General features: G+C 43.7%; 19 protein-coding genes and 1 pseudogene. 8 read left to right on the top strand and 12 right to left on the bottom strand.

The features are described 5' to 3' along the window. From L6773_RS10685 to rpsL, 4 genes are all read right to left on the bottom strand, one after another. A partial coding sequence (locus L6773_RS10685) for a GTP-binding protein (protein WP_237854281.1) occupies window positions 1–91 on the bottom strand: 91 nt, incomplete at its 3' end. A 17-nt stretch (window positions 92–108) separates the two neighbouring features. Then, window positions 109–2,253: an elongation factor G gene (fusA, locus tag L6773_RS10680; protein WP_237854277.1), complete on the bottom strand. Its 2,145-nt coding sequence runs from the start codon at window positions 2,251–2,253 to the stop codon at window positions 109–111. 41 nt (window positions 2,254–2,294) lie between these two features. Beyond that, the gene (gene rpsG / locus L6773_RS10675) at window positions 2,295–2,762 is read right to left on the bottom strand and encodes a 30S ribosomal protein S7 (protein ID WP_237854275.1); all 468 of its coding nucleotides are present in this window, start codon (window positions 2,760–2,762) and stop codon (window positions 2,295–2,297) included. Window positions 2,763–2,786: 24 nt separating this feature from the next. After that, a complete protein-coding gene (gene rpsL, locus L6773_RS10670) occupies window positions 2,787–3,161 on the bottom strand; it encodes a 30S ribosomal protein S12 (protein WP_234571399.1) in 375 nt (124 codons plus the stop codon). 190 nt (window positions 3,162–3,351) lie between these two features. On the opposite strand from rpsL, the gene recG reads away from it, so the two are divergent. Then, window positions 3,352–5,418 carry an ATP-dependent DNA helicase RecG gene (recG, locus tag L6773_RS10665; RefSeq protein WP_237854273.1) on the top strand — a complete coding sequence of 689 codons (2,067 nt, stop codon included), beginning with the start codon at window positions 3,352–3,354 and terminating at the stop codon, window positions 5,416–5,418. A gap of 29 nt (window positions 5,419–5,447) precedes the next feature. On the opposite strand, the gene L6773_RS10660 is transcribed toward recG, so the two are convergent. The 7 genes from L6773_RS10660 to porD form a co-directional block, all read right to left on the bottom strand. Then, complete coding sequence (locus L6773_RS10660) at window positions 5,448–5,921, bottom strand: EVE domain-containing protein (protein ID WP_237854271.1); 474 nt, start codon at window positions 5,919–5,921, stop codon at window positions 5,448–5,450. Between the two features lie 70 nt (window positions 5,922–5,991). Then, a complete protein-coding gene (locus tag L6773_RS10655; protein ID WP_237854269.1) occupies window positions 5,992–7,455 on the bottom strand; it encodes a M20 family peptidase in 1,464 nt (487 codons plus the stop codon). A 54-nt stretch (window positions 7,456–7,509) separates the two neighbouring features. Beyond that, window positions 7,510–8,520, bottom strand: a complete 1,011-nt coding sequence (gene rfbB / locus L6773_RS10650; RefSeq protein WP_237854267.1) for a dTDP-glucose 4,6-dehydratase — start codon at window positions 8,518–8,520, stop codon at window positions 7,510–7,512. Window positions 8,521–8,530: 10 nt separating this feature from the next. Beyond that, window positions 8,531–9,088, bottom strand: coding sequence for a dTDP-4-dehydrorhamnose 3,5-epimerase (gene rfbC, locus L6773_RS10645; RefSeq protein ID WP_237854266.1), 558 nt, complete (start codon window positions 9,086–9,088; stop codon window positions 8,531–8,533). A 14-nt stretch (window positions 9,089–9,102) separates the two neighbouring features. Beyond that, on the bottom strand, window positions 9,103–9,987 hold the full coding sequence (gene rfbD, locus L6773_RS10640) for a dTDP-4-dehydrorhamnose reductase (protein ID WP_237854263.1): 885 nt from the start codon (window positions 9,985–9,987) through the stop codon (window positions 9,103–9,105). Between the two features lie 3 nt (window positions 9,988–9,990). Further along, window positions 9,991–10,698 carry a sugar phosphate nucleotidyltransferase gene (locus L6773_RS10635; protein ID WP_237854261.1) on the bottom strand — a complete coding sequence of 236 codons (708 nt, stop codon included), beginning with the start codon at window positions 10,696–10,698 and terminating at the stop codon, window positions 9,991–9,993. Between the two features lie 113 nt (window positions 10,699–10,811). Continuing rightward, on the bottom strand, window positions 10,812–11,708 hold the full coding sequence (gene porD, locus L6773_RS10630; protein WP_237854259.1) for a type IX secretion system protein PorD: 897 nt from the start codon (window positions 11,706–11,708) through the stop codon (window positions 10,812–10,814). Between the two features lie 98 nt (window positions 11,709–11,806). On the opposite strand from porD, the gene L6773_RS10625 reads away from it, so the two are divergent. From L6773_RS10625 to L6773_RS21735, 7 genes and pseudogenes are all read left to right on the top strand, one after another. Continuing rightward, window positions 11,807–12,628 (top strand): PorV/PorQ family protein, encoded by an 822-nt coding sequence (locus L6773_RS10625; protein ID WP_237854257.1) that lies wholly within the window; start codon window positions 11,807–11,809, stop codon window positions 12,626–12,628. Window positions 12,629–12,776: 148 nt separating this feature from the next. Beyond that, a complete protein-coding gene (locus L6773_RS10620; protein ID WP_237854256.1) occupies window positions 12,777–13,721 on the top strand; it encodes an RraA family protein in 945 nt (314 codons plus the stop codon). Between the two features lie 12 nt (window positions 13,722–13,733). Further along, complete coding sequence (locus L6773_RS10615) at window positions 13,734–15,155, top strand: mandelate racemase/muconate lactonizing enzyme family protein (RefSeq protein WP_237854254.1); 1,422 nt, start codon at window positions 13,734–13,736, stop codon at window positions 15,153–15,155. Window position 15,156: 1 nt separating this feature from the next. Then, window positions 15,157–16,284 (top strand): bile acid:sodium symporter family protein, encoded by a 1,128-nt coding sequence (locus L6773_RS10610; RefSeq protein WP_237854252.1) that lies wholly within the window; start codon window positions 15,157–15,159, stop codon window positions 16,282–16,284. A 32-nt stretch (window positions 16,285–16,316) separates the two neighbouring features. Continuing rightward, window positions 16,317–17,711 (top strand): mandelate racemase/muconate lactonizing enzyme family protein, encoded by a 1,395-nt coding sequence (locus tag L6773_RS10605; RefSeq protein ID WP_237854250.1) that lies wholly within the window; start codon window positions 16,317–16,319, stop codon window positions 17,709–17,711. Window positions 17,712–17,885: 174 nt separating this feature from the next. Then, window positions 17,886–19,991: a ComEA family DNA-binding protein gene (locus tag L6773_RS10600; RefSeq protein WP_237854249.1), complete on the top strand. Its 2,106-nt coding sequence runs from the start codon at window positions 17,886–17,888 to the stop codon at window positions 19,989–19,991. A gap of 81 nt (window positions 19,992–20,072) precedes the next feature. Beyond that, a pseudogene (locus L6773_RS21735) lies at window positions 20,073–20,454 on the top strand (four helix bundle protein). A 111-nt stretch (window positions 20,455–20,565) separates the two neighbouring features. On the opposite strand, the gene L6773_RS10590 reads toward L6773_RS21735, so the two are convergent. Next, window positions 20,566–21,759, bottom strand: a complete 1,194-nt coding sequence (locus tag L6773_RS10590; protein WP_237854239.1) for a phosphoglycerate kinase — start codon at window positions 21,757–21,759, stop codon at window positions 20,566–20,568. Window positions 21,760–22,410 lie beyond the last annotated feature (651 nt).

Below are 22,410 nucleotides of genomic sequence, written 5' to 3'. Positions count from 1 at the left end.
CCGCCGTTAGCGTTGTCTTACCGTGATCTACGTGACCAATCGTACCAATATTCACATGCGGCTTGGTACGTTCAAATGTCTCTTTTGCCATGGTTAATTAGGTTTATATTATCCTTGTTGTTCTATTATTTCTTCTGCTTTTGAATCCGGAACTGCCACATATTCAGCAAACTCCATTGAATAAACTGCTCGTCCCTGGGTAATTGAACGGAGATCGGTAGAGTAACCGAACATTTCAGACAGAGGTACTTTCGCCTTCACAACAGAACCCTCTGTGTTATTATCCATCTTGGAAATAATTCCTCGGCGTCCGTTCAAGTCGCCAATCACATCTCCCATATATTCCTCAGGAGTTGTTATTTCTACTGTCATAACCGGTTCAAGTAACTGCGGACCTGCTTTTCTTGCAGAATTTCTGAATGCAAGCTTAGCACAAAGTTCAAAGCTGAAAGCATCAGAGTCTACATCGTGATAAGATCCGTCAAATAATCGAACTCCAATATTTTGAACCGGGTAGTTCGCTTGAATCCCGCCTTTCATTGATTCACGGAATCCTTTTTCCACTGAGGGGATATACTCTCTTGGAATATTACCACCCACAATTTCATTGATAAATTTAAATCCTTCGCTAAGCGTAACTTTTTTGTCATCGTCTGCATATTGATCGAAATGATCAATCGGCCCGATTTCAAACTGCATATCAGCAAACTTACCGCGACCACCTGTCTGCTTCTTGTAAACTTCCTGGTGCTCAACAGCCTTTGTAATTGTCTCCCGGTATGATACCTGAGGCTGACCTACGTTTGCTTCAACTTTGAATTCACGCTTCAACCGATCTACAATAATTTCGAGATGCAACTCACCCATACCGGCAATAACTGTCTGGCCCGTTTCTTCGTCGGTTTTCACCTTAAACGTAGGATCCTCTTCAGCTAACTTAATGAGTCCGGTAGTAAGTTTTTCGGCATCTGCCTTCGATTTTGGTTCAACGGCCAGCTTAATTACTGGTTCCGGGAATGTAATTTTTTCAAGAAGTACAGGGTTTTCTTCATCACAGAAGGTGTCACCCGTACCCACTTTTTTCACACCAACGGCAGCCGCAATGTCTCCTGCACGAACAACATCAATATCTTTTTTGTCATTTGCATGCATCTCGAGAAGACGGCCAATTCTTTCCCTCTCACCCGTTGCGGAGTTCAGAATATATGAGCCTTTTTCAAGTGTACCAGAGTAAACCCGGAAGAAGGTCAATTTACCTACATAAGGGTCTGTCATAATTTTAAAAGCCAATGCAGAGAATGGGGCATTTACATCTGGCTCACGTTTCATTTTATTGTCCGGATTGCCGGGTTCATGACCCGTAACCGCTTCAACATCCATAGGGCTTGGCAGGTATTCAATCACTTTATCAAGAAGGATTTGAACACCTTTGTTTTTTAGTGCCGTACCACAAAGAACAGGAGTAATGTCTTGTGCAAGAGTAGCCTGGCGAATTGCTGCATTAATCTCTTCTTCAGAAATCTCTTCTTCCATCAAATATTTTTCAAGAAGCTCATCATTCTGATCAGCAATAGCCTCGAGCATAATTTTCCTGTACTCATCAGCTTGTTCTTGTAGATCTTCAGGAATGTCAACAACCTCGTATTTCGCACCGAGTGATTCATCATCCCAAACAATCCCATTCATATTTATAAGGTCAACAACCCCCTGGAACCCGTCTTCTTTACCAATAGGAATTTGAATAGGTATAGGATTCGCACTCAGCTTATCCTTCATCTGTTGGATAACATTATAAAAGTCTGCACCGGTACGATCCATCTTGTTTACAAATGCCATTCGAGGCACATTGTACTTATTAGCCTGTCGCCAAACAGTTTCTGACTGTGGCTGAACTGCACCAACTGAACAAAACACACCAATAGCGCCATCCAGTACACGGAGTGATCTTTCTACCTCAACAGTAAAATCCACGTGACCGGGTGTATCAATAATATTTATTCGGTGATCTTTCCAATGGCAATGAGTGGCGGCTGAAGTAATAGTAATACCTCTCTCCTGCTCTTGCTCCATCCAGTCCATTGTGGCAGCACCATCGTGCACCTCTCCCATCCTGTGACTTCTACCGGTATAATAGAGTATACGCTCTGTTACCGTTGTCTTACCGGCGTCAATATGCGCCATAATACCGATGTTCCGCGTACGGCGGATTCGGTCTAAAATTTTGGGATCTGTTTTCGTCGTTACTTCAGACATTTCAAAAAAATTTTTACTGGTAGTTTTGGAAATTTGTTTGTTTAAAACCTAAAATGAGCAAAAGCTTTGTTAGCTTCGGCCATTCTGTGGGTTTCATCTTTCTTACGAACTGCACCACCCTCATTTTTAGCGGCATCAATCAGCTCGCGACCTAATCGGGTTGCCATAGACTTATCATTACGCTGTCTCGAAGCACGAATAATCCATCTCATGCTAAGTGCTGTACCTCTGTCAGTCCGAACTTCAACTGGCACCTGATAAGTGGCCCCTCCTACTCGACGGCTTCGAACTTCAACAACCGGAGTTGTATTACTTAAAGCAGATTTAAAAACTTCAAGCGGTGGCTCTCCGGTTTTTTCTTCAATCATTTCAAAAGCTTGATATAAAATTTTTCGGGCCACACCTTTTTTCCCATCCCTCATAAGATTATTTACAAACCTAGTTACCAGTTTGTCGTGAAAAATAGGATCGGGTTGAACTTCTCTTTTTTCTGCTGTTTTTCTACGCATAGTATATAAGGTTAAAAATCCTGGTTACCCTTTCGGTTTTTTGGTGCCGTAATGACTTCGTCCCTGTTTTCTGTCATCAACGCCGGCTGTATCCAGTGTACCACGAACGATGTGATACCGAACACCCGGCAAGTCCTTCACACGACCGCCACGAATCAGTACAATACTGTGTTCCTGCAGGTTATGACCCTCACCAGGAATGTATGCAGTCACTTCAAGGCCATTGGTTAATCGAACCCTTGCTACTTTACGTAATGCTGAGTTCGGCTTTTTCGGTGTAGTTGTATAAACACGTGTGCAAACACCGCGTTTTTGCGGGCAGTTTTGCAAAGCAGGAGCAGTTGTTTTACTGGTCTTGCTTTTTCTACCTTTGCGAATAAGTTGTTGTATTGTTGGCACGGATTTACCTTGTTTGTTTTCGTAAATTCAAGAGCTCACTAAGGTACCAATTTTCTTGAACAGATTGCAAAAAAATTACCCTATTTTTTTCAAAAAATTTATGAAACACTCATATTTGATTCTATTGAGTATTTTAACCGTACTCATAGGGTATTAATAATATTATACTGATATAAATCACCATATCGATTTGAAGCTAATAGATCTCCACAATTTAAGTCAGAAACGTCTCAAAGCTCTTCATCAAAGCGGCGTTCACTCCCCTTTGGATCTCTTATATTTGTTTCCCCGCAGGTATATAGACAAATCGAATATACAGCCAATTCGAAATTTACATCGATTTTCTGAACCTGTAACCATTTTAGGCAAGGTTAAATCCAAAAATGTAGCGGGTTATAAAAACAAAAGACGGCTTGAAGTGATTATTCAGGATAACACCGGTGTCTGCAAAGCTGTATTCTTTAAGGGATGGAGATATTTTATCAATCTGTTTGAAGAAGATTCCTGGGTTTCACTCTACGGTACGGCAAAAAAGTACGGCAAGTATATGAGTATGGCTCACCCTGAAGTGGAACAAATTGAGAGTCTGGACGAGATGAAAATTCCGGATACGCTGATTCCCATCTATCCTTCTAATAAGCATTTCTCAAAAGCGTACATTTCAAACAAAATCATAACCGGTTGGATCCAGGATATTTTAAAATCTGTTCAGTTCGATGATTTTCTTCCCAATGATATTCTTTCTGAAAATCAATTCCCCACCAGGGAAAAAGCATTTCATGTTATTCATCAACCGAAAACCAGGCAGGAGGCCAATCGGGCTTTGGAGAGATTCAAATTTGAAGAATTTTTCCTGTTTGAGTTAAGCATGATGAAAATCAAACGCCAAAGAATTGAACGGGCACCGGGAATTCGGTTAAAACCCGGTGAACTCACTAAAAAGTTTTTTAATGAGATCCTCCCATTTGAGTTAACAAATGGACAGCGTAATTCTCTTTCTGATATAAAAAAAGACCTTCTCTCCGGAAATCAAATGAATCGGCTGATCCAAGGCGACGTGGGCGCCGGGAAGACAGTGGTAGCTATCGGGTCTATACTCATGGCAATTGACAATGGTTACCAAACAGCATTTATGGCCCCTACCGAAATCCTGGCCGAACAGCATTACTACACCATAAAGGAGTATCTCGAACCGCTTGGAATCAATTTTAGATTATTGACCGGAAGCCAGAGCACTTCACTCCGAAATGATGTTCTTTCTGATATAGCGGGCGGGAATTGTGAAATTGCAGTTGGCACACATGCGATTTTCCAGGAAAAAGTTCAATTCAACAACCTTGGATTGGTTGTCATTGATGAACAGCACCGTTTTGGTGTAAAGCAACGAAATGAAATTTTGCAGAAGGGTGATCATCCGCACCTGCTTGTGATGTCCGCCACGCCTATTCCACGTTCACTGGCTATGACTATTTACAGTGACCTGGACATCTCGGTCATCAAAGATCTGCCGGCGGGACGAAAACATGCAAAGACTGCAGTTCGATCAGACGCCGAGCGGGAAGCCGTTTATAGTTTTGTAAATAAACAGGTAGAGACTGGAGATCAAGTGTATGTGATTTTTCCCCTGATTGAAGAATCTGAAGCGATGGACCTGAAGGATGCTACAATGGGATATGAAAAGCTTAAAAAACGATTCCCGAGTTTCTCGATTGACCTATTGCATGGGCAGATGGATTCAGGTGAAAAAGAATCGAAAATGAGAAAGTTTGCTGAAGGTGAAACTCAAATTTTGGTTTCTACAACGGTCATTGAAGTCGGCGTGGATGTACCGAATGCCACAATTATGATGATAGAACATGCGGAACGATTTGGGTTATCTCAGCTTCATCAGCTACGGGGTCGAATCGGGCGTGGTGAAAAACAGAGTTACTGCATCTTGCTTCCGGATCAAAAACTAACAGAATCTGCAAAATTCCGTCTCAAAAAAATGGTAGAAACTACCGATGGATTTGAAATTGCTGAAGCCGATCTGAAACTGCGAGGGCCCGGTGATTTTCTCGGCACCAAACAAAGCGGCCTGCCCGAATTTAAATATGCTGATATTGTTGAAGACCGTATGCTTCTTGAAAGTGCTAAGAATTCAGCCAGAGATATTATTCAAACAGATCCTGATTTGAGATCATCCAACCATCAAAAACTCAGAAAAGTGTTTAAACCCTATTATAAAGAACGTGCAGAATTTTTCGGGATTGGATAAATATATCGTCTCAAGAAATGAACCTGTCTTTAGTTTTCTTTCGCCTCAGCCATCTCCAAAATTTTCTTGTATTCATGCTCCCGGACAGGAGTAATTGATACACGGTTCAACCTGAACAGCTCCATATCATCAAGTTCGCTCACCTCTTTTAATTCGTCTCGTGTTACGGGTTTGTCGAACTTTTCTACAAACTTTACATCCACCAATTGCCAGGTAGGGTCCTCTTCACTGCTCTTTTCATCAAAATATTTGCTCTCAGGGTCGAATTGAAGCTGATCCGGGTAGGGTTCGCTGCAAACTTCCATAATTCCCGCTATTACAGGCGGACGAACATTCGAATGGTAGAATAAAACCCTGTCACCCACATTCATCTCATCTCGCATATAATTTCTCGCGGCGTAATTTCGAACACCATCCCACGGAGTAACCCCGTCTTTTTCTAAATCATCAATGCTATACGCATAAGGTTCTGATTTCATCAACCAATATTGTCGTGTACTCATGAATCCAATTTTTTTATTAGAATTAACGGCTCTGAAACAACGGGAAAATTCGCTGCATTCCAAAAGTTCTTTATTCAGTGCTCATTCGAATATAATGAGAGTAAAATCGAACTGTGTTTACGTAAGAGTCTACACTCACCCTCTCAGCGGTTCCATGTATTCGACTCAAGTCTTCAGACGAGATCATCATTGGAGCAAACCGATATACCTGGTCGGATAACGATGAATAGTGTCTTGAATCGGTAGCTCCATAAACTAAGTAGGGAGCTACATAAACATCCCGCATTACATCCATAATGGTTTGTTGCAATGTTTCAAACCCTGAACTGTTTACATTCGACACACCGGAGGGCAACACCTGGATTTCTCCATAGCGCTGAACGCTGATTCGTTCATCATCAATCACACTCTCTACATGGTCGGTTACTGTTTCAAACGTATCACCCGGAAGAATTCTGAAATTCACCACAGCCCTGGCCTCATTTGGCAATACATTATCTTTCACACCGGCTCTTAACATTGTGGGTGCGATTGTTGTACGTACCATCGCCGCCGAAGATGGATCAGATAAAAGCTGATTTTTGAAAATACCATCCGTAAGCCAACGGTTTGAATAGATCACTTTAAAGCCAAACGGCATTTCGCTTGCTACCGACTCAAACATCTGCTCCACGGCTCCATCGATACGGGAGGGAAACTGGTTTTCAGAAAGTTTGACAATTGCTTCACTCAGAATTTTTACGGCGTTGTCCTCCGTGGGACGCGATGAATGTCCGCCGGCACTTCTTGCAACCAATTCAAGTGAGAGATATCCTTTCTCTGCAATTCCCACCATGGCAACGGGTCGATCTACCGGGAGGGCACCGTCAATCACCACCCCTCCTTCATCAATCACAGTTTGAAGGACAACATCATTATCCTGAAGATACCTGGAAACAGTTCTCGCCCCTTGTTCACCGCCAATTTCTTCATCGTGACCAAACGCAAAATAGACACTTCTCCTGGGTTGATATCCTTCAGCTATCAGGTACTCAGCGGTTTCCAGTAATCCCATCACCGTAAACTTGTTATCCATCGATCCCCTGCCCCAGATATATCCGTCCTGTACAGTACCTGAAAATGGCGGGTGCGGCCAGCTATCGATATTGGATGAATCCACCGGTACCACGTCGTAATGGCCCATCAATAAAATGGGATCCAGCGAGGAGTCGGTTCCTTCCCAGTAGTAAAGGGGTGTAAAATCATTGAAGAGCGTATCGTCCATCGTGTTATGAACTCGTGGAAAGGAAACTCTCAAAAAAGTCAAAAAGTCACTAAAAGCTGTGGAGTCCAGCTCTGCTCCTGTATCTCCTGAAATAGTTTGATACTGGAGAGATTGCGAAAATCGGCGAATCATTGCGTCTTCATCCCAGACAACCTGCGGATTTGCCTGCGGTTCAACCTGTGTGTTTCCCAGTTGAAAGGTTCGCACCATTACAACGATTACGAATGTTAGAAATGCCCCCAAAAGAACCAATAAGATTTTCTTACCCATGATGAGAGTGGTTTAATGGATGTTTAATTCTGACCTGTTATAAATCAGAACGTTCTATGCATCATTGAAACCGTATTTTTTCATGTACCAGCGTACGGTTTCTCTAAGCATATTATCAAAATCCTGCGAAGGTGTCCACCCCAGCTCTTTTTTAATCTTTGATGCATCCACTGCATATCGATAATCGTGTCCGGGCCGGTCCGTCACAAAACTGATCAGGTTCTTGTAATCTCCCTCCGGACCTTCGCCTTTCTCCTGATTTAAAATATCACAGATATGATTCACCAGCTCAATGTTTTTCCATTCATTATCTCCGCCGATATTATATTGCTCACCGGTTTTTCCTTTAAAGAAAACAGTAGCCAAAGCATTACAATGGTTCTCCACGAACAGCCAGTCACGCACATTTTCCCCTTTTCCATAAACAGGAATCGGTTCGCCTGAAAGTGCTTTTCGAATAACTGTCGGGATGAGTTTTTCATCATGTTGATGAGGACCGTAATTGTTTGAACAGTTGGTAATCACCGTATTCATACCAAAGGTGTGATGATACGATCGAACCAGGAAATCACTTCCAGCCTTCGACGCTGAATAGGGTGAATTTGGAGCATAAGGAGTCGTCTCACTAAAGCTGCCTTCGTCCCCCAGGGTTCCGTAAACCTCATCGGTAGAGATATGCAAGAAACGCTGTGGTTTGAGATCATCTCCAAATTGATTCCAAATCAATCTGCACTCCTCGAGCAGGTTGAATGTTCCAACCACATTTGAATATACAAACGGCTCTGGTCCCTTAATGGAATTATCAACGTGAGACTCCGCAGCGAGGTGAATGATTCCATCGGGATGCCATTTTTGGAAAAGGTCTCGAAGTGCCTCGCGATCGGTGATATCAAGTTTTTTAAATCGATATCGGTCCGACTGTTTGATCGGCTCCAGGTAACTCAAATCGGAGGCGTAGGTCAGCTTATCAATATTCAAAATTTCAACATTCGGATAGTTGTCGTGCAGATGTAAGATCAGATTTGATCCGATAAATCCCGCACCACCTGTAACAATTAATTTCATAGTTTTTATCTCAAGTTAATTTGAATAGATCCTTTTCCTGTATATTCTTTAATAACGGCTGATTCTTGTCTTTTTCTGATAGAATCGCAGATTCCGTTTTCCAGTCAATTCCCAACGCCGGATCATTCCAGCGTACTCCCCGCTCTGATTCTTTATTGTAATATTGATCACATTTGTAAGCAACGGTTGCCTTCTCAGAGAGAACAGAAAAACCGTGAGCGAAGCCTGAGGGCACAAGCATCATATGCCTGTTGGTATCATTCAGAATCGAAGAAAAATATTGACCAAACGTGGCCGATCCCTTTCGGATATCCACTGCTACATCCAGGATTTCGCCGTACACAGCCATAACCAGTTTTGCCTGGCTGAAGGGAGAAATTTGGTAATGCAGCCCGCGAATTGTTCCTCTCGTTGAGGTTGAAATATTATCCTGTAAGAATTCGTACTCCACTCCTTTTTCTTTAAATATTTCTTTTCGAAACGATTCAAGAAAATGTCCCCTGTCATCTTCAAATATTTTTGGCTTAATCAACCAAACCTCATCAAGTGATGTCTTCTCAAATTTCATGGACATGATCCCTGTTAGGTGTTTGGTTCTTCTTTATTTTTTTTCTCAATCTGTATCAATATTCGTTTCAAACCGGATTTCCAGGCTAATGGTTTCAATCCAGTATTTTTGGCTTTATTCAAAGACAGTAAGGTAAACATTGGGCGGGTTGCTGTAAACGGATATTCATCAGATGATATCCTGCTCAAATTTACCTCCAGTCCACTTTGGTTAAAAACTTCCTCGGCAAGATCGGCCCAGCTAATTTTACCCTCGCAGCTAATATGAAATACACCGTTTTCCATCTTTTCAATGAGTTGGTGCGTTTTCTCAACAACATCAAAAGCGAGAGAGGGACACCCAATTTGATCATCCACAACACTCAATTCATGTCGTTCAGCTCCTAAACGGAGCATCGTTTTGATGAAATTACTTCCATATCGACCGCACAACCACGACACTCGAATCAACATCCAATCACACTTCGCTTGCTGAAGAATTTTCTCTCCTGCCTCCTTTGATTTTCCATATACATTCACGGGATTTGTATCAGCATCTTCAGGGTAACCATCCGGGTATTTTTGTTGATCTTTCTCACTGCCTGAAAATACATAATCGGTACTGTAATGAACTAATTTGGCACCAACAGATTCGCAGACATTCGCGAGATTTTTCACACCTGTTTCATTCACTAGAAAGGCTTTTTCTGATTCACTCTCTGCACCATCAACATCCGTATAAGCCGCACAATTAATCAGCAGATCGGGTTGAACATTTTCTATTTTTTGAATCACAGCTTCCAAATCCGTGATGTCTAATTCTGCAGAAGAATAAGCCGTATAGCTCAACCCTCGATATTTCAGAAAGCGAACCCATTCTCGGCCCAGTTGTCCCGTGGCACCGGTAATCAAATATTTCATCTACTAAATCAGTTTATGGGCGAGATTGTTTGCCACTTTGTATGATTCAGGAGTTCCTGCATCGGTCCACCATCCGTCAAGTTTAGAATATTTCATCGTCCCATTTTTGATGTAGTGATTGTTTACATCGGTTATTTCCAACTCACCACGGTCAGACGGCTCCAAATTTTTAATGAGATCAAAAACCTGCGAATCATACATATATATCCCCGTTACCGCAAACTCTGATTTGGGTTGCTCCGGTTTTTCCTCAATGCCGATAATTCTGTCTCCCTCCAGTTCAGCCACACCAAACCGTTCGGGATCCTCTACCTGTTTAATCAGAATTTGCGCACCGGAATTGTCATAATTCCCAAGAGCTTTGGAAAGTCCGGCTTCAAAAATATTATCTCCCAGGATTACAGTCATCGGTTCATCACCGCAAAAGTTTTCTGCCAACCCGAGTGCCTGGGCAATTCCACCGGCTTCATCCTGTACTTTATAGGTAAAGCGGCAACCAAAATCTTTTCCTGAGCCGAGCAAATTCACAACATCTCCCATGTGTTCGGTCCCGGTTACAATCAGTATTTCCTCAATGCCTGCTTCAGTCAATTTCTCGATGGGATAGTAGATCATCGGCTTATTACCAACGGGAAGCAGATGTTTGTTTGTAACTTTGGTGAGTGGATAAAGTCGCGAGCCTGTTCCTCCGGCTAATACAATTCCTTTCATGAATTTTGTTCTCGATTTTATATTTGTTTCAGGTCAACTTTAGTCATCTCAAGAATACGGAAATTTTACCGGAACCATGAAACGGAATATCTCTCTGTAACTGTAAAGGGGTGTTATGTTTGAAGTTTCTCATATTCTGAGGTATGGGCGGGATCAACATCACTTAAAATATTGTAGGCACGGGTTCTCATCTCTGCATCGGCATCCCGAAATATTGCCACAATCTCCGTGTATTTCGCACTAAAGAAAATATCGAACAGGTAATTATTATTCGTCAGTTGTTTGTTCTCCCTGATGATCTCCAAAGACCGTAAAACTTCGTTCCTTGCTTCCTGCGGTTGCATTGTAAACTGATCAAGTCCTACCCGATGGTAGATGTAAATCGCGCGCCTGAAATCTTCATAAGCAGGACTCGTAATGTCGTTAATCAATCCATAGCGGTTTCGCTGTGCCCCGATTGAACGCCCCCACCCCTGCGAACCTGAATTTTGTCCAATCTCAAATACCGACTGCGCCTGGCCGTAATATTGGGTTCCGCCAAGCTCCGAAAAAGTATCGTAATCGTACCCTAGCATCATGTAAACATAAAAGTCCACGAAACTGGTCAGATCGTCGAACTGAAGTTCATCATGAACCAGGTTCTTATTCTGGGGATAGTAGAATCGCCAGTTATTGTCACTAAACAGAATAGCCAGCGATTCCCGGTTCGTATTGTAAATGGGACGCCGAACAGTTAGGGCAATTTCAGCGGTGTAGTTAAAATTATCGTCCACCCCGGTAAGTACAATCTGCCAGCTGCATCGAATTCTTTCTTGATCCTGGTATCGGTCGTTCGTCCATCGGTAGCCATTGATATAATTTTCAAGAGCCGTCTCCAGTTCAGAAATATAATCATACGAACTACCACTAATCTGACGGTCATTTATCGATACATCGCAATCAAACTCCTGTGCAAGGGTTATAACCGGCAATATCAATCCAATAAGAGAAAAAAATAAAAATCTAACCATGTTTAGTTGATGTTTAGCTTCCATCTTATGATACTAATGGCAAATAAACTGCTATTTTTTCGGGGATGATTACTACTTGGCTTAAATTGACTTCTTCTATGATACAAAGGATTCAACTTAATTACTTTGTAGGTGTTTTACTTCTTGCAACGTTAGGGGCATACGGTCAAGTGCAAGCACAAACAAGCCTGGGTGCAAGCTCTTTAGCAATGGGCCAAACCGGAGTAGCCGTACCCAATACTAACTGGTCACTCTTTTCTAATGTTGCCATGATGCCAACGGATGGGAACCGCGTTTCATTTTACGGTTTTCGTTATGTGGGTATTTCAGAAATTACTGATATGGCTGCCAACCTTACTACGCAAACAAGCTGGGGAACACTGGGGGCGGGAATTCACCGGTATGGGTTTAATCTGTTCAACGAAAACAGGTTTCTCCTTGCTTACAAAAACAACCTCGATCGATTTTACTATGGAGCCTCGGTTTCATACACCCACATTTTCCAGGGGGGTGATTACGGTGCAGCCGGAGCTATTGGGTTTGATTTGGGACTCGCAGCGGAAATTACAGATGACCTCTGGTTCGGTGCCCGCGCTACTAATCTCAACCAGCCAACCTATGGTGATACGGATGAAGAACTTCCACGTGAATTGGCCACAGGTTTAAGTTATATGCTAACTCCGGAAGCTCTCGTCACAGCCGAAATTGTGAAAGATGTGATGTTTCCCCTCTCCTTTCGAAGCGGTGTTCAGTTCGAAATTATTCAATCCCTCTTTATTCGAGCCGGTATTACCACCCAACCGGAAACGTATTCCTTTGGATTCGGGTACAAATCCAGCAGATGGGATGTAAACTTTGCACTTCAACAGCATAACCCGCTTGGATTGAGCCCGGCACTTGACCTGGCTGTAAAGTTTTAGATTTCTTTGTAAGTCATTCTGTACTTTATTCAGAATCTTCAATTCTATTTTTCGCTGATTAATTGATTAATTCGGACTAAATTCTTATTTGAAAAAGCGCTTTTTAATTGTTGCGTAAATCGTAACCTAATTAACCATACCCTGACCAATGAAAAAACTGACCTCACTACTCTTTGTATCTATACTGATATTTGTTGTTTACCTGCCCTCTTCTGCTCAAACTATATCAAAAGAAAAAATGATCTGGCTCACACCTCAGTGGGAAGGCGAACGGTTTGAGGACGGCAGGCCCAAAGTAGCTGACGATGTTCTTGAACGAATGGAACATGTTTCGATTGAGGAAGCCTGGGGAATTATCAGGGGATTTGGATACCATAATCAATTTACCGGCGGTGACTGGGAGATTTTGAAAACCGGTGAACCGGTCGTGGGACGGGCAGTGACTGCTCAATATATGCCAAGTCGCCCAGCCCTTGAAGAAACGATCATTGCTCAAGGAATGGAAGACGGCAGATCCGGCCCGATGAACACCTGGCCCATTGATGTATTGGTCCAGGGAGATGTGTATGTAGCCGATGGATTTAGGAAAATTAAGGACGGAACGCTGATTGGCGACCGACTTGGAAATACAATCTATGCAAACTCCGGGAACGGCGTTGTGTTTGATGGATCATCACGCGACAGAGAAGGACTCTCTGCAATAGACGGATTCAATGCTTTTGTACGTGAATGGGATCCTTCGTTTCTACAAGAGATGATGCTGATGGGATTAAATACGCCTATTATGATTGGTGAGGTAACCGTATTGCCCGGTGATGTGGTTTTGGCTAAAGAGACCGGGGTTATTTTTATCCCTGCTCATCTTGCCGAAGAAGTTGTGGATGAATCCGAAGTAATACGCCTTACCGATATTTTTGCCCATCAGCGAGTACAGGAAGGTACCTATACGGCCGGCCAGATGGACACGGACTGGACTGAAGCTATAAGGCAGGACTTTTTAAACTGGTTGGAAGAGAACCGAACAATGCTCCATGAAGAGTATGGAATTGGCGAGTCTACCATCAACCGAATTATAGAAACCGAAGAAATCTAAAAGGATACGATCATGGACAACGATAGAAAAAGTAATGGAGATGTTGACCGGCGAGATTTCATCAAAAAAGCCGGAGCAGGCGGACTGGGTTTGTTCGGTATGTTTGCCCTTCCTTTTGAGGATCAAATCGGACATCTTGCACAAAATGTGAATCGATATTCAAGTCCGTCTGAGCTGGAAATTACAGACCTTCGAATTGCTGAAATTGACGGAATTCCGTTTCGCGTTCCACTGATTCGAATTGACACGAATCAGGGAATTTCGGGATATGGCGAGGTTCGCGACGGTGGTGCAAAAGAGTACGCTCTATTCCTGAAAAGCAGGCTATTGGGTGAAAATCCATGCAATGTTGAGAAGGTGTTTAAGATCATCAAACAGTTTGGCGGGCATGGTCGCCAGGGCGGCGGAGTTTCCGGAGTTGAGACCGCTCTTTGGGACCTGACCGGGAAAGCATACGGCGTTCCGGTTTATCAATTGCTGGGTGGAAAATATCGCGACAAAGTTCGCCTTTACTGTGATACAACCACATCTGATGATCCACACGAATACGCCCGAAGAATGCAAGAGCGAGTAGATTTGGGCTACACCTTTCTGAAGATGGATATGGGAATCGGGTTGGTGGATGACGAAGAAGGGTCGCTCACAAATACCCGGGAATACGGCCCGAAAGGTCAACGAGAACTGCGATCTCAATATTCAGGTGAACAAGGAGATTACGGACAGATCGATCATCCCTTTACGAGGATTCAAGTTACACAGCAAGGCCTCGAACGAATGATGGAGTATCTGCGGGTGATGCGTGATACAATTGGGTACGAAATCCCGATGGGTACCGATCACTGGGGACATTTTGATAAGAATGAAGCAATTAAAATTGCTCGTGCCGCTGAGCCCTATACACTTGCTTACGTGGAAGACCTGATTGCCTGGCAATATGCAGATGAGTGGAAAGAGATTTCTGAAGCAACTACTACACCAACCATGACTGGTGAGGATATCTACCTGCTTGATGGGTTTAAAGAGTTGATCGATAAAAAAGCCGTGGATATGATCCATCCCGATCTCGGTTCTTCCGGTGGAATTTTGGAGACAAAACGAATCGGTGATTATGCTATGCAGAACGGCATCGCCATGATGCTGCACTACGCCGGTGCACCATTCGGATTTATGGCTAGCGTCCATGCGGCGGCGGCTACCGAGAATTTTGTTGCTCTTGAGCATCACTCCGTGGACACTCCAAATTGGTACGACCTGGTCCAGGAGGACAAAAATGCCATTTTCCAGGATGGTTACACACCTGTTCCCGAAAAACCGGGACTCGGGGTTGAAATCAACGAAGAGGCCGTTCGGGAGCACTTGATTGAAGACGCCGGTTACTTCGAACCGACACCGGAATGGAACGAAATTCGAACGTGGGACAGAACCTGGAGTTAAGATGAAAACTGCTCTTAAAGCATTTCTTTGGTTAAGCTTAATTTGCCTAATCGGACTGATTGTAATGCTGTTCGTGGACAGCAGCTCACCATTCGTTGCAATATTCTCAACAGGCATGTTTCTCTCGCTTGCGATCGGAGTAAGAGGTACGGATACGATTTTTAAATCTTTTGCCTTTTCACTATGGATTTTTTCAGCCGTAACATTCTCGATGTTTTACCCTCAATACATGACTTCATGGGGCGGGTATGACCTAAGCAACCTGATTGTGCCGCTCATACAGCTGATCATGTTTGGGATGGGTACTCAATTGAGCATTCAGGACTTTAAAGGAGTTTTCAAAAAACCGAAAGGCGTGGCGGTTGGGGTGATCTGTCAATATACAATAATGCCGATTGTCGGAATAAGCCTGGCTTTGAGTTTTGGTTTTCCGGCTGAAGTTGCGGCGGGAGTTGTGTTAATTGGCTCCTGCCCGGGCGGCGTTGCTTCAAACGTGATGGCCTTTATTGCGAAAGCAGACCTTGCCTTGTCAATTACACTTACAGCTGTTTCAACCATGTTATCACCGCTGGCTACTCCCTATTTGATGCAGCTACTGGCTGGGCAGTTTGTACCTATTGATACATACGGAATGATGCTCAGCATCCTGAATATGATTATTGCGCCCATAGTACTTGGACTGCTTTTCAATCATTTCCTTCACGGGAAAATAAAGTGGCTGGATGATATTATGCCGGCAGTTTCCATGGCAGGGATCGCCTTTATCATCGCTGTAATTACTGCAGCGGGACGCGATTCACTTATAACCATTGGACTTCTGCTGATCCTCGCAGCAATCATTCATAATGCCCTGGGATACCTGTTTGGGTATTGGGGTTGTCGCCTTGTAGGGATGGATGAAAAGTCGTGCCGAACCATTGCGTTTGAAGTCGGAATGCAGAATGGAGGTATGGCATCGGGACTCGCCCAGGAGATGGGGCGACTGGCAACCGTTGGCCTTGCACCGGCTATTTTTGGTCCCTGGATGAATATCTCCGGCTCCACACTTGCCAACTACTGGAGACGAAAATCTGAAAAGGAAGAGGATGCAGGAGAAGCACCGGAACCTGCTATGAAACCGGCTACCTGATTTACAAAACGGTAATTAAAATTCAATATACAATGAAGAAGGAAAACAATAACAGCCGCCGAAGCTTCCTGAAGAAAACTTCTCTTGGAGGCTTAAGCCTTGCAGGCCTCTCTTTAACTTCTATTGGTGATGAAGTTGCCTATGCATCTCAAAACGTTCAACGGGCTTCCCGGCCGTCAGAGTTAAAAATTACCGACATGCGCGTGGTTCAAGTCCTTCGTACACCAATCATCCGCATTTACACCAATCAAGACATTGTAGGCCATGGTGATGTGCGCGATATTGGCGACTATCGCTATGCACTGGAGCTGAAAAGCCGGATTTTGGGAGAAAATCCATGTAACGTGGAAAAACTATTCAAAATCATAAAACAGTTCGGGTATCACGGAAGACAAGGCGGAGGGGTATCGGGCGTTGAAACAGCACTTTGGGACCTGGCCGGGAAAGCTTACGGTGTGCCTGTTTACCAGATGTTGGGAGGAAAATACCGTGATTCAGTGCGAATTTATTGTGATACCACGATGTCGCAAGATCCTGATGAATATGCAGAACGAATGCAGGCACGTGTTGACGCCGGTTATACTGCGCTGAAAATGGATATCGGGATCAACCTGATTGAAGACGTTCCCGGTGCCCTGGTAAATGCTGAATTCTGGAAAAATCAATCGGGGGGATTGAGCGGCTGGAACTCTATCCCCGGCAGTTATGCTAATACGGAACATCCGTTCACGAGAGTTCAAGTTACAGATAAGGGAATCGACAAGTTGATGGAGTACGTGGATGTAATGCGATCCAAAATCGGGTATGAAATCCCAATGGGAACGGATCACTGGGGCCACTTCGACAAGAATGAAGCGATCAAGATTGCACGGGCTACAGAAAAATATAACCTCGCCTATCTTGAAGACCTGATCCCCTGGCAGTACACAAATGATTGGAAAGAGATCACACAATCTACCACCACTCCAACCGTAACCGGCGAAGATATCTATCTTTTAGAAGGTGGTTTTAAAGATCTTATTGACAACCAAGCAGTAGACATTGTCCACCCCGACCCTGTAGGTACGGGCGGATTACTGACCACGAAACGTATTGGTGATTATGCACAGCAAAATGGTATTCCGATGATGCTTCATCATGCTTCTTCTCCCGTTTCATTTTTAGCATCCGTTCACGCAGCAGCGGCCACAGAAAATTTTCTTTGGTTGGAGCACCATTTCGTGGATACACCCTGGTACGACGATTTAGTCACCGGTGTCCCAAAACCGATCGTACAGGATGGATATGTTCAGGTTCCCGAAAAGCCAGGCATTGGCGTAGAACTGAATGAAGAGGTGGTAAAGGAACACATGGATGAAGAGATCGGATTTTTCGAGCCAACAACGGAATGGGATGAACGCCAATCCTGGGATCGACTGTGGAGTTAGCGCGGCCTTAGCAGAAAAAAATAGACACATTTTTATTTCTACATTTTATCTTTACTACAAGCACGAATTGACTTTTTCGTTATTTGTTTAGCTGTTGATCTTCATAATTGAGAGTTTAAATATACCAACAGAGACTGTATAATTTATCAATCCATCATTTTCAAAGAGATTCGCATGAGAGCTTTTGGGGATAGATATCAAAGCTGGCTGACACTGGCAAAGCTGAGATATGTCTTTACATTTGGGATTTTTGTTATTTCAATTTTTCCGATACAAGCGAATGCACAGCAAAGGGATACCGTCCGTACTCAGATTGAACGAGATCTTGAAGAAGCTATTGAAGAGATCGATCCCGAAGAATCTGATCTTGACCTGGAAGAACTCGTTGAATTCCTGGAGAGCTTAGCGAATAACCCAATTAACATCAATCGCTCCTCTGTCGATGATTTGATGCAGATCCCTGGCTTAAACTTTCGGCTCGCACAGGGAATTGTACAGTACAGATCAAACCAAGCTCCATTTTCAACAGTCGATGAACTTACCGATGTACCGGGTGTTGGACCGGCAACCCTCAGCAGGATTCGCCCCTACATTACCGTTGGAACCGGGCTGGAATTGAGCCGGGACCTCTATCTCGATCCAAGTTATTGGACGAATAACGGACGTTTTGAGGGGTTCACACGGTATCAACAGACCCTCCAGGAGCAGGAAGGGTATGCAAGACCCGACTCATCTGGAGGATATTTAGGCAGTCCGGCTAAATATTATCAACGATTTCGTTATACCAGCAATCATCTTTCACTCAATCTCACCCAAGATAAAGATCCCGGTGAACCGTTATCCGGCCCTACCGATTTTGATTACACATCTTGGCACATTGGAGTAAATGATGTTGGCAACCTGCAAGATTTTGTAATTGGTGACTACAGTGTTTCATTTGGCCAGGGATTATTAATCTGGAGTGGCGGGGCATTTGGTAAGGGACGTGATGTAACGAACGGCGTTTCAAAAAATGAACGAGGAATCCGCCCATTTACATCCGCACAGGAAGCGATAGGTTTTCGGGGCATCGCCGCCACTTACGGACAGGATATCCAAGTGAGCGCTTTCTACTCAAACCGAGACCGAACAGCCAGTATCATTGAGGACAATATTGTAAACTTTCCGACGGAGACCGGGTATCATAGAACAGTTAACGAAAGAAGCCGTCGAAATAATCTTGGCCAGGAAACCTTCGGCGGACGCATTCGGGCCCGTGTTCCGTTTGGTTTCGTTGGAGTCTCGGGCTACCATAATCGGTTTGATCAGACGGTTGAAGCGGGAAATCAACCCTACCAGGTGTTTGATTTCTCCGGAAAGGAGTTATCAGGATATTCCGCCGATTATCGTTTTTTGATCCAGGACGTAATCCTTTTTGGTGAATTTGCCTATACCGATAATGGCGGGTACGGACTTCTTTCCGGGGCTGATTTTGAAGTAGGCAACCGAACCAACCTTGCCCTCTCCTACAGGTATTACGACAAGCAGCTACAATCCATTTTCGGCGCAGGTTTTGGCGAACAGTCCGGTACTCCGGGAAATGAAGAGGGATTTTACATCGGAATTGAACACGAATTGACGGATCAAATTCAACTCATTGGATATTTTGATCAGTTCCGTTTTCCCGGGGCAAGATTCCTGCAAAGTCAGCCAACATCCGGGTTCGACTGGCTTGGAATGATAGAATATGAACCGAACACTGATCTGAATATGTATCTTCTTTTCCGGTCCAAAACACGGGAAGAAGAATACGATACAACCGATGAATTTGGACGAGAAATCAGCCTGCTTGATGACGATATTCGAAGTTCCATTCGCTACCAGGCCGAGTACCAGGTTCACCCGAAAGTACGGCTGAGAACACGTTTTGACCTTGCAAAATCTACTCCACCAAACAGCGACACAAGCTGGGGATACCTGGTTTTCCAGGATATTCGCTATTACCTCAGCGACAGATTTCAGATCGATGCACGTGTAACTATGTTTGAAACCGAAGGATACGATTCACGCGTTTATCAATTCGAAAATGACTTGCTGTACGTGTTATCAAATACTATGCTTTTCGACCAGGGCCAGCGAATGTACATCCTCTTCAATTACGAACCCACCAACTGGCTTGAACTGTGGATGAAGTTGTCTACGACTATATATGAAGATCGCCAAACGATTAGCAGCGGATTGAATGAGATTCAGGGTGATCGCAGGAGTGATTTTGGGATACAGGCGAGGGTGAGGTTTTAGAGTGGGTGAAAGGGTGATGGGGAGAGTGGGTGATTAATATTTTGAGCTGTGTACAACAATGTAAATCAAAAATAAGTTACGATGGAACGTATTCGATCACATAAAGACCTGAAGGTTTATCAGCTTTCCTACGATCTGGCAATGGAGATCTTCAATATTTCCAAATCTTTTCCTAAAGAAGAACGTTATGCTTTGACCTCTCAAATTCGGAATAGTTCAAGGTCAGTGGCTGCGAATCTTGCTGAAGCCTTCAGAAAAAAATTGATATAAAAAAGCTTTTATCGCAAAACTCTCTGATTCCGAAGGAGAAGCCTCCGAAACCCAAACCTGGATTGATTTTGCTAAAGACTGCAAATATCTCACTCCTGAGACATGTGATAATCTAAATCAAAAATATGAACATGTTATTGGAATGCTTGTCAATATGATCCATTCAGCAGATCAATGGACGATTGGGGAGTAATTCACCCAGACTCCCATTCACCCAGTCTCCCTATCATCCACTTACCAACTTACCCAGTCCTTTTCCTTTTTTCCAGGAAAAAGAACTGAGATAAAATGAGTGAGTCAAAAATTACTTATCCGTTAAAAAAGCAACCCCAGGCAATTCTTTCCCTTCGAGGTATTCGAGGCTGGCTCCGCCGCCGGTTGAGACGTGAGAAACGTCATCTTCAAGTCCGGCTACTTTAATCGCAGAAGCTGAATCTCCTCCACCAATAATGGTTGTGGCCCCCTGTTTCGTTGCTGCTGCGAGAGCTTTGGCCACTTCAAAGGTTCCATCCGCAAAGTTCGACATTTCGAATACACCCATTGGACCATTCCAAACAATCGTTTTCGCTTGTTTGATGGTATTCCCAAATGCAATCGCCGTTTCGGGACCTATATCCAAAGCCATCCATCCGTCTTCAATTCCGTCCTCGCTTACTACTTTATGTTCGGCATCGTTTTTAAACTCTTTTGCTACGACGGAATCAACCGGAAGCATTACATTCGCACCGGTTGCTTCTGCTTTTTCAAGGAGCTCTTTCGCAAGGTCAATCTTGTCATCTTCGACCAATGAATCACCAATGGGCAGGCCTTTGGCTTTATAAAAAGTGTAGGTCATACCACCGCCAATCAGAATACTGTCCACTTTGCCAAGCAGATTTTCAATCACACCAATTTTATCGGATACTTTCGCTCCGCCGAGAATAGCTACAAATGGCCGTTCAGGATTGTTCACACTTCCTTCAAGATATTTAATCTCTTTCTCAAGCAAGAACCCGGAAACAGATGGCTGCAAAAACTCTGTTACCCCGGCAACGGAAGCGTGCGCCCTGTGGCTGCTTCCAAATGCATCATTCACAAAAAGATCTGCCCCTTCAGACAGCTGATCGGCAAAATCAGAATCATTGGCTTTCTCCCCGGCATGGAATCGAACATTTTCAAGAAGTACAATTTCACCGGGTTTCGCTTGATCAACGACTTCTTTGCGAGTATCACCAATACAGTCAGTTGCAAAATGAACGGGGACATCCACTAAAGTTGCAAGGTGATCCGCTACCGGTTTGAGGCTAAATTCAGGATCGGGTGATCCGCCAGGCCGTCCCAGGTGGCTTGTTAAAATAAGTTTCGCTCCGGCGTCAATTACAAAATTAATTGATTTTAGGGCTTGTACAATTCTGTTATCGTCTGAAATAACTCCCTCTTTGATCGGCACGTTAAAATCGACTCTCATCAGTACCGTTTTTCCCTTCAGTTCAACATCATTCAATGTTAGTTTAGCCATTTGTGTATCTGTTTAATTTGATATTCAATTTCTTTGCAAAATACAGGTTTATAAGCTCGAAAAGAAAGATTTTTGTGGGCTTTTAAAGCTCTACAAAAAATTATTAACCACTCCTCAAATCTCTTGATTGTAATGTCAGTCATCGGGAAGCCACTAATTTTTCCCAAAGCAGGGCAACACCATTGTGGAGTTGACAGAAAATTTACCCGTTGCACTAAACGATAATCGATGAGGGGCTTTACTCCTTCGGCCTTGATGGGTGGAGGAATTGCATGGTTTGCATGGCAGCACGGGAAAAATCGCCCTGCGCGCTCACCTGTGAGCATTCGCAGAGTGTACCCGTGCGTGCAAACCGTGCCCGAAAGCCATCACAGCCGAGAGCTTTTAGGTACCTTTTGACGGTCCAAAAGGTACAAGAGAAGAACCAATAGGGACGTTTATGTTGTTTAAAGCCACATTCCGAAACCTGTCATTGGTAGTATAAATGCTTAAATCTAACATACCTTACTGGATCACTCATCCGATGAGCTTTCATAACCGATTAAATCATGGGGGAGCCGTTTGATGAAGAGTCTAATGGTTCTAAGAAATCATAGAAAATTACATAATTATTGCACCTGTATTTAAAGATCATTTTGGATATTTTGTAAA

This window comes from Rhodohalobacter sulfatireducens (assembly GCF_022012475.1).
In the GTDB taxonomy this organism is placed as follows: Bacteria; Bacteroidota; Rhodothermia; order Balneolales; family Balneolaceae; genus Rhodohalobacter; species Rhodohalobacter sulfatireducens.
This window is presented reverse-complemented; position numbering and strand designations above follow the sequence as displayed.